The 7,575-nt window shown below is 70.2% G+C and carries 6 protein-coding genes; all 6 read right to left on the bottom strand.

What is annotated here, in order from left to right:
* Positions 1-433: 433 nt before the first annotated feature.
* Entirely contained in the window at positions 434-715 is a 282-nt protein-coding gene (locus ACZ7NC_RS38105) for an HU family DNA-binding protein (protein WP_007498188.1), read from the bottom strand.
* Between the two features lie 361 nt (positions 716-1,076).
* Complete coding sequence (locus ACZ7NC_RS38100; RefSeq protein ID WP_471495497.1) at positions 1,077-2,501, bottom strand: NAD-dependent malic enzyme; 1,425 nt, start codon at positions 2,499-2,501, stop codon at positions 1,077-1,079.
* A 317-nt stretch (positions 2,502-2,818) separates the two neighbouring features.
* Entirely contained in the window at positions 2,819-5,191 is a 2,373-nt protein-coding gene (locus ACZ7NC_RS38095) for a HelD family protein (RefSeq protein WP_471495495.1), read from the bottom strand.
* Between the two features lie 69 nt (positions 5,192-5,260).
* Positions 5,261-6,040 (bottom strand): anti-sigma factor family protein, encoded by a 780-nt coding sequence (locus tag ACZ7NC_RS38090; protein WP_471495493.1) that lies wholly within the window; start codon positions 6,038-6,040, stop codon positions 5,261-5,263.
* A 59-nt stretch (positions 6,041-6,099) separates the two neighbouring features.
* Positions 6,100-6,621 carry a sigma-70 family RNA polymerase sigma factor gene (locus ACZ7NC_RS38085; protein WP_010039908.1) on the bottom strand — a complete coding sequence of 174 codons (522 nt, stop codon included), beginning with the start codon at positions 6,619-6,621 and terminating at the stop codon, positions 6,100-6,102.
* 319 nt (positions 6,622-6,940) lie between these two features.
* Positions 6,941-7,549, bottom strand: a complete 609-nt coding sequence (locus tag ACZ7NC_RS38080; protein WP_471495491.1) for a CGNR zinc finger domain-containing protein — start codon at positions 7,547-7,549, stop codon at positions 6,941-6,943.
* Positions 7,550-7,575 lie beyond the last annotated feature (26 nt).

Below are 7,575 nucleotides of genomic sequence, written 5' to 3'. Positions count from 1 at the left end.
GGGGGCCCGGGGTTGCCCCCGGACAAGCACAGCATGGAGAAGCTCGTGGAGCTCGGCGCCAAGGTCGAGCTGCCGGGCAAGGCACTCGGCTGACGGCAGCTCCTGGCCCCGGCCCAGCGCAACGCCGGGCTCGGCCGGGGGCCCGGGGTTGCCCCCGGACAAGCACAGCATGGAGAAGCTCGTGGAGCTCGGCGCCAAGGTCGAGCTGCCGGGCAAGGCACTCGGCTGACGGGCCTCGCCCCGTACGTACGCCGAAGGGGCGGCCACCCGATTCCGGGTGGCCGCCCCTTCGGCGTTCGGCTGCGGGGCGCGCCCCGCAGGGGCACAGCCCCGGGGGCGCGGGGAACTGCGCGACCAGCCACAACGGGCCGGCAGACACAAACGGCGCTCAGACACCAACGGCGCCCGGTCCCCGGCGCTCGAAGCGGAGCGCTTACTTGCCCTTCGCGGCTTCCTTGAGCTTGCTGCCCGCGGAGACCTTCACGCTGTAGCCGGCGGGGATCTGGATCGGGTCGCCGGTCTGCGGGTTGCGGGCGGTGCGAGCGGCACGGTGGGTGCGCTCGAAGGTCAGGAAGCCGGGGATGGTGACCTTCTCGTCGCCCTTGGCGACAACCTCGCCGACCGTCTCGGCGAACGCGGCCAGTACGGCGTCGGCGTCCTTGCGGGTCACCTCGGCGCGGTCGGCCAGCGCGGCCACCAGCTCACTGCGGTTCATGTTGTTACTCCCGTGTTCATTTGCCTTGAGGCGTGCCACGCGGCGGAGCCGCATGTCGGGCACAGCGATGTCGATGCTGCCAGGGTCCTCGGTGAGACCCGGGACCCGGGTCCGTCGTCAGACCCTCGCGCCCAGAGACGCATCCTGCCCCTACCTGCGGCGGGAAAGCCAATCCGGCGCCCGGAGGAGTCGTGAGAACACCCTTGGGAGTCACACGAAGAGAGGGCCTGAGCTTGGCCGTCACGATAAACGGCCTCCAGAGGCCCCAGGTTCCACGACGCGCCGTCACAAGGGCTTGCCGTGGCGATCCTCACAGCCCACACACACTTTTCGGGGCTGTGAGGCACCGACACCCCGGTGATTACTGGGCCGACGTCGCCGGGGACCCCGCCTTGGCGGCCTCCCGCACCGCCCCGGCCACCGCACCCGCGACCTTGTCGTTGAACACGCTCGGGATGATGTAGTTCGGGTTCAGCTCGTCCTCGGTCACCACGTCCGCCAGCGCCTTCGCGGCCGCGAGCATCATGTCCGTGTTGACCGTGCGGGACTGGGCGTCCAGCAGACCGCGGAAGACGCCCGGGAAGACCAGCACGTTGTTGATCTGGTTGGGGAAGTCGGAGCGGCCCGTGGCCACAACTGCGGCCGTCTGACGGGCGATTGCCGGGTCGACCTCGGGGTCCGGGTTCGCGAGCGCGAACACGATCGCGTCGTCGGCCATCGCGGCCACGTCGTCGCCGTCGAGCACGTTCGGGGCCGAGACGCCGATGAAGACGTCCGCGCCGCGCACGGCCTCCTTCAGCGTGCCGGTCAGGCCCTCGGGGTTGGTGTTGTCGGCGATCCAGCGCAGCGGCGAGTCGACCGGGGCCTGACGCAGGTCCTCACGGCCGGCGTGCACGACACCGTGGATGTCGGCGACGACGGCGTTCTTCACGCCCGCCGCGAGCAGCAGCTTGAGAATGGCCGTACCGGCCGCGCCGGCGCCGGACATGACGACGCGAATGCTCTCGATCGCCTTGCCCGCCACGCGAAGTGCGTTGGTCAGGGCGGCCAGCACGACGATCGCCGTGCCGTGCTGGTCGTCGTGGAAGACGGGGATGTCGAGGGCCTCACGCAGCCGCGCCTCGATCTCGAAGCAGCGCGGGGCGGAGATGTCCTCCAGGTTGATGCCGGCGAACCCGGGGGCGATGGCCTTGACGATCTCGACGATCGCGTCGGTGTCCTGGGTGTCGAGGCACAGCGGCCAGGCGTCGATACCGGCGAACCGCTTGAACAGGGCCGCCTTGCCCTCCATGACGGGCAGCGCGGCCTTCGGGCCGATGTTGCCCAGGCCCAGCACGGCCGAGCCGTCCGTCACGACCGCAACGGAGTTCCGCTTGATCGTCAGGCGCCGCGCGTCCTCGGGGTTCTCGGCGATGGCCATGCAGACGCGGGCCACACCCGGCGTGTAGATCATGGACAGGTCGTCACGGTTGCGGATGGGGTGCTTGGACTGCATCTCGATCTTGCCGCCGAGGTGCATCAGGAACGTACGGTCCGAGACCTTGCCCAGGGTGACGCCCTCGATGCCGCGCAGCTGCTCGACGATCTCGTCGGCGTGCGCGGTGGAGGTGGCGGCGATGGTGACGTCGATCCGGAGCTTCTCGTGCCCGGAGGCGGTGACGTCGAGGCCGGTGACCGAGCCTCCGTGGGACTCGACGGCCCCGGTGAGCTGGGAGACCGCGGTTCCACTCGCGGGCACCTCCAGCCGGACCGTCATCGAGTAGGAGACGCTGGGCGCCGTTGCCATGGCCGACTTCCTCTGCTTTCACCGTGTGACGCTGGGTATGCCGTCCGATCGTCGCACCTACCGCCGGGTAGGAGTTAGCCGGGCTTGAATTGCGAACGTATTGTTCGCCACGTCTTCGCATGAAAAGGGACCCACGTCACATGGTGACGTGGGTCCCTTCTCTACGTTCATGACACCGGCCCGCCATGCTCGCCTCGCGGCAAATGGTCGCTCGTAGCGACGAAGGTTGGGCCCGGGGGCTTGGATCGAGCCGGTGCCACACCCAGGCTAACAAACGGATCCCGTAAGGCCATTCCCGTAACCGTGGTTCATCCGGATCAATCTCTGAGCAGGTCGGGCACCCCGGACGCGTCCGGCTCGTCCCGCTCCCCCGAGACCACCGTCAGCTGCTGGGTGGCCCGGGTCAGCGCGACGTACAGCACGCGCAGTCCGGCCGGTGACTCGTCCGCGATCTCCGCCGGGGAGACGACGACCGTGGCGTCGTACTCCAGGCCCTTCGCCTCCAGGCTGCCGAGCGCCACGACCCGGTCGCCGAGCCCGGAGAGCCACTTGGCCGCCTCCTCGCGCCGCTGCATGGCGACCACGACGCCGATCGTCCCGTCGACCTCGTCCAGCAGCCGGGCGGCCTCCTCGCGGACGGTCTGTGCAAGGGAGTCCCGTACGACGGCGTAGCGGGGGCGGACGCCGGTGGAGCGGACCGCCGAGGGTGCCGTCGATCCCGGCATCGCGAGGGCCAGCACCTTGGCCGCGAGGTCGGCGATCTCGGCCGGGTTGCGGTAGTTCACGGTGAGCTGGAAGCGGCGGCGCGGGCGGGTGCCGAGGGCCTCGTCGCGCGCCTCGGCCGCCTCGTCCACGTCGGACCAGGACGACTGGGCCGGGTCGCCGACGATCGTCCAGGTGGCGTGCCGGCCCCGGCGCCCCACCATCCGCCACTGCATCGGCGTGAGGTCCTGGGCCTCGTCGACGATGACGTGGGCGTACTCCACCCGCTCCTGCGCCAGCCGCTCGGCGCGCTCGCGCTGCGACTCCTCGCGCACCGGCATCAGCTCCTCCAGGCCGGTGAGCTGGTCGAGCGGGTCCAGTTCGCGCTTCTTCCGCGGGCGGGCCGGGGTGCCGAGGATCGCCTGGAGCTCGTCGAGCATGGCGATGTCGTGCACGGAGAGGCCGTCCCGCTTGAGCGAGCGGGCCACCTTGCGGATCTCGCCGGGGTTGAGGATCCGGCGGGCCCAGCGGCCGAGGCGGCGCTCGTCGGCCATCGCGTCCAGGACGGCCTTCGGGGTGAGCTCCGGCCACCAGGCGTCGAGGAAGGCGATGAAGCTGTCCTCCGAGGTGACGTCCTCGTCGAAGGAGGAGCGCAGCTCGGCGGCGAGCTCGGGGTCGGTGTGCCGGGTGGCGCCGCCCGACTGCGCCCACAGGGCGTCGAGCAGCAGCTTGCGGGCGCGCGGGCGCAGCAGGTTCACGGGGGCCGTACCGCCGAGGGCGTTGCGGCGGATACGTTCCAGCGCGTCGGCCTCCAGCTCCAGGCGGCGCCCGAAGGCGACCACCCGCAGCCGGGTGGGGGGCCCGGCGGGCGCTTCGGTGTCCCCGCCGAAGGCGAGCTGCCCGTGGCGGTCCGCTCCCGCGCCACCGGAGGCGGTCCGGGCGCCCGGCCCCTGTTCCAGCGCGCCCCGCGCCGCCTTCCGCAGCACCTTGAGCATGCGGTACGAGCCCTTGGCGCGTGCCGTGGCCGGGGAGTCGTACAGCGTGGCCTCGGCGCCGTCGACGAGGGAGCCGATCGCGCGGATGGCGACCTGGCCCTCCTCACCGAGCGACGGCAGCACGCCCTCGGTGTACGCCACCAGCAGCGGGGTCGGCGAGACGATCAGGATGCCGCCGGAGTACCGGCGCCGGTCCTGGTAGAGCAGATAGGCGGCGCGGTGCAGGGCGACGGCCGTCTTGCCGGTGCCCGGGCCGCCCTCGACATAGGTCACCGAGGCGGCGGGGGCGCGGATGACCAGGTCCTGCTCGGCCTGGATCGAGGCGACGATGTCCCGCATGGTGTGGGTGCGGGCCTGGCCGAGGGCGGCCATCAGGGCGCCGTCGCCGATGACGGGCAGCTCGTGCCCGCCGAGGAAGGCCTTGAGCTCGGGGCGCATCAGGTCGTCCTCGACGCCGAGCACCTTGCGGCCCTTGGAGCGGATGACCCGGCGCCGTACGACCCGTCCCGGATCGACCGGGGTGGAGCGGTAGAAGGGCGCCGCGGCCGGGGCGCGCCAGTCGATGACCAGCGGGGCGTAGTCCTGGTCGAGCACGCCGATGCGGCCGATGTGCAGGGTCTCGGCGATGTCGGCGGAGTTGTCGTCGCGGACGGCGCCCTCCGCGGGTTCGACCGCGGTGTAGGCGCCGTCCGGCCCCTTCTTGCCGTCCTTGCCGGGCAGCAGGTCGATACGGCCGAAGAGGAAGTCCTCGAACTCGTTGTTGAGCCGGTTGAGGTGGACGCCCGCGCGGAAGACCTGCGCGTCCCGCTCGGCGAGCGCGCCGGGCGTACCGACCTGGCCACGCTTGGCCGCGTCGTTCATCAGGAACTCGGCCTCGTGGATCTTCTCCTCCAGCCGCCGGTACACCCGGTCCAGGTGTTCCTGTTCGACGCTGATCTCCCGATCTCTCAGGGAGTCTTCGAGCGCGGTTTCCTGCTGAGCCTGAGCGGCCACCGGGCCCCCTTCTGACGTGCTGGGCAGCCGTCAACCGTACGCGAAGGGGACCCGGAAAAGCTACGTCGACTACGCGTCGACCTCGACGAGCTTCTTTCCGTCGAAGGTCATGACCTCGACGTGATCGACCTCGTCGGGTGCCATGGACACGCCGCCGCTGATGTAGAGCGGGTTCCTGGCCTGCTCGGTCTCGGCGTCCGGGATGCCGTAGCCCCACTTCGGGACGGACCAGGAGGAGGCCGTCTCGCGCTGGCCGTCCTTGCCGACGAAGATCAGGGAACACTTGAGCGGGCCCTTGACGCCCTTGAGCTCCAGGCCCGTCTCGATGCCCCAGGGCTTCTCCTGCATGGCGACGGTCGCCGTGACCCCGGTCTTCGAGTCGCTCCCCGAGACCTTGTCCTCGATGCTGTCGAACAGGTCCTTGGCGGGGCTCGCCGCGACGGTCCGGTTGGTGCCGCTGCCGCCGCCCGAGTCGCTGCCCGTCGTCGCGATCGCGGCGACCGGACCGCCGACGATCAGAGCGACCGCCGCGGCCACCATGTAGAAGCTGCGCCGGCGCTTCTGGGCGCGGCGCTCGGCGACCTCGTCGACGAGGTTGTTCACCAGGCGCGGGCTGGGCTTCGCCGACAGGGACTCGCCGATCGCGGGCGAACCGGAACCGGGCAGGTCCGCGAGCGCGGCCAGCATCGGCTCCATCCCCGCGAGTTCGTCCAGCTGCTGGGCGCACCATTCGCAGGTCGCGAGGTGAGCCTCGAATGCGGTCGCCTCGGCGTCATCGAGGATTCCGAGGGCGTAGGCGCCGACGGTCTCGTGCTCGCTCGGGACCGGATGTCCCGGCATGGGGCTCATGGATCCAGACATACCCGAACCGCCTCTACCGAATCCCTGGTTTCCCCCGTAAACACTCATCACGCCGTCACCCCCCGCTCCTCCAGAGCCAGCTTCATCGACCGCAGGGCATAGAAGACCCGAGAGCGGACGGTGCCGCTGGGTATGCCCAGCGTCTCGGCCGCCTCATTGACGGTACGCCCCTTGAAGTACGTCTCCACGAGGACCTCCCGGTGGGCGGGGGTCAGGTCGTCGAGTGCGTCCGACAGCGTCATCAGCCACAGCGCCTTGTCGATCTCGTCCTCCGCGGGGATGACCTCCAGCGGCGACGGATCGACCTCCTGCGGCCGGGCCTGCCGGCTGCGGTGGCCGTCGATGACGATGCGCCGGGCGACCGTCACCAGCCAGGGGCGTACCGATCCGGTCGCTCGATTGAGCTGTCCGGCGTTCTTCCAGGCACGGATGAGCGTCTCCTGCACGACGTCCTCTGCTCGTTGCCGGTCACCGGCGACCAGTCGAAGGACATACGCCAGGAGGGGTCCGGCGTGCTCTCTGTACAGCGCACGCATCAGCTCCTCATCAGGTTCCGAGGGCTGGGACATGCGATGTCGGGCCCTCGATCCACGTTCATTGGCCACGACGGAATCCTTGCGCACGCCCACCTCCGATGTCCGGGGGTTCCCCCAGTCGGTCGCTCGACTACCCGTACGGAAGCGGCCCGTTGAGTGTTCAAAGTGAGGCGACAGTTTTCTTCGGAGTGACGTGACGAGCGGGACATGCCAGCACATTCCCACCGTGCGATCTTTACATTTCCGTCACATCGGCAAGATCGACTGGAAGCTTCCCTACGGCTGCGTAGGTAAACGGCATGTAATCGAAATCACTTCGACAGCGGTTCCACAGAAGCCGCATAACGGTCGGTCAGGCTCGCGCGAGTGCCGCGCGACGACGGTGCCGGGCCACTCTTTCGCGGTTCCCGCAGACCTCACTGGAGCACCAGCGCCTCCTGCGCCCCCGGGACGTATCGAGATAAACGATCGGGCAGTTGTCCCCCTCGCACTCCCTCAGCCCGGCCCGCGCGACGGGATCGGTGAGCAGCTCCACGGCGTCCCTGGCGATGGCACCGAGCAGGGCGGGGCACTCCGGCGGATGATCCAACCGACGTACGAGAGTGCCGTCTTCACCCCGTACGGCACGGGGGGCCGGGGGCGGCGCGAGGGCGATGTCGTTCACCCGGGCGAGCGCGATGTCGTACGACGGCCAGGGCTCGGGGGCGAGGCAGCCGCGTACCAACTGGCCGATACGCCCGCGCAGTTCGCGGAAGTCCACGAGCCAGGAGGCGTCGGCATGGGCGAGCGGGGTGCCCGGCGGGACGAGACCGGTGCCGGTGATCCACGCGCACAACACCTCCAGGGAGTCGAACCGTTCGTCGGGATGCGTGGTCGCGAGGAGATCCAGACAGATCCGCCCGGCGCCGAACCGCAGCTCGTACGCGTCCGTGGCCGTACCCGGTGCCGTACCCAGTGCCATGTGCCTGTCACCGCCTAGGGGTCACC

The organism is Streptomyces sp. NPDC111802 (assembly GCF_055634335.1).
Note: the sequence above shows the minus strand (reverse complement) of the source record. Positions and strands in the feature narration are given on the sequence as shown.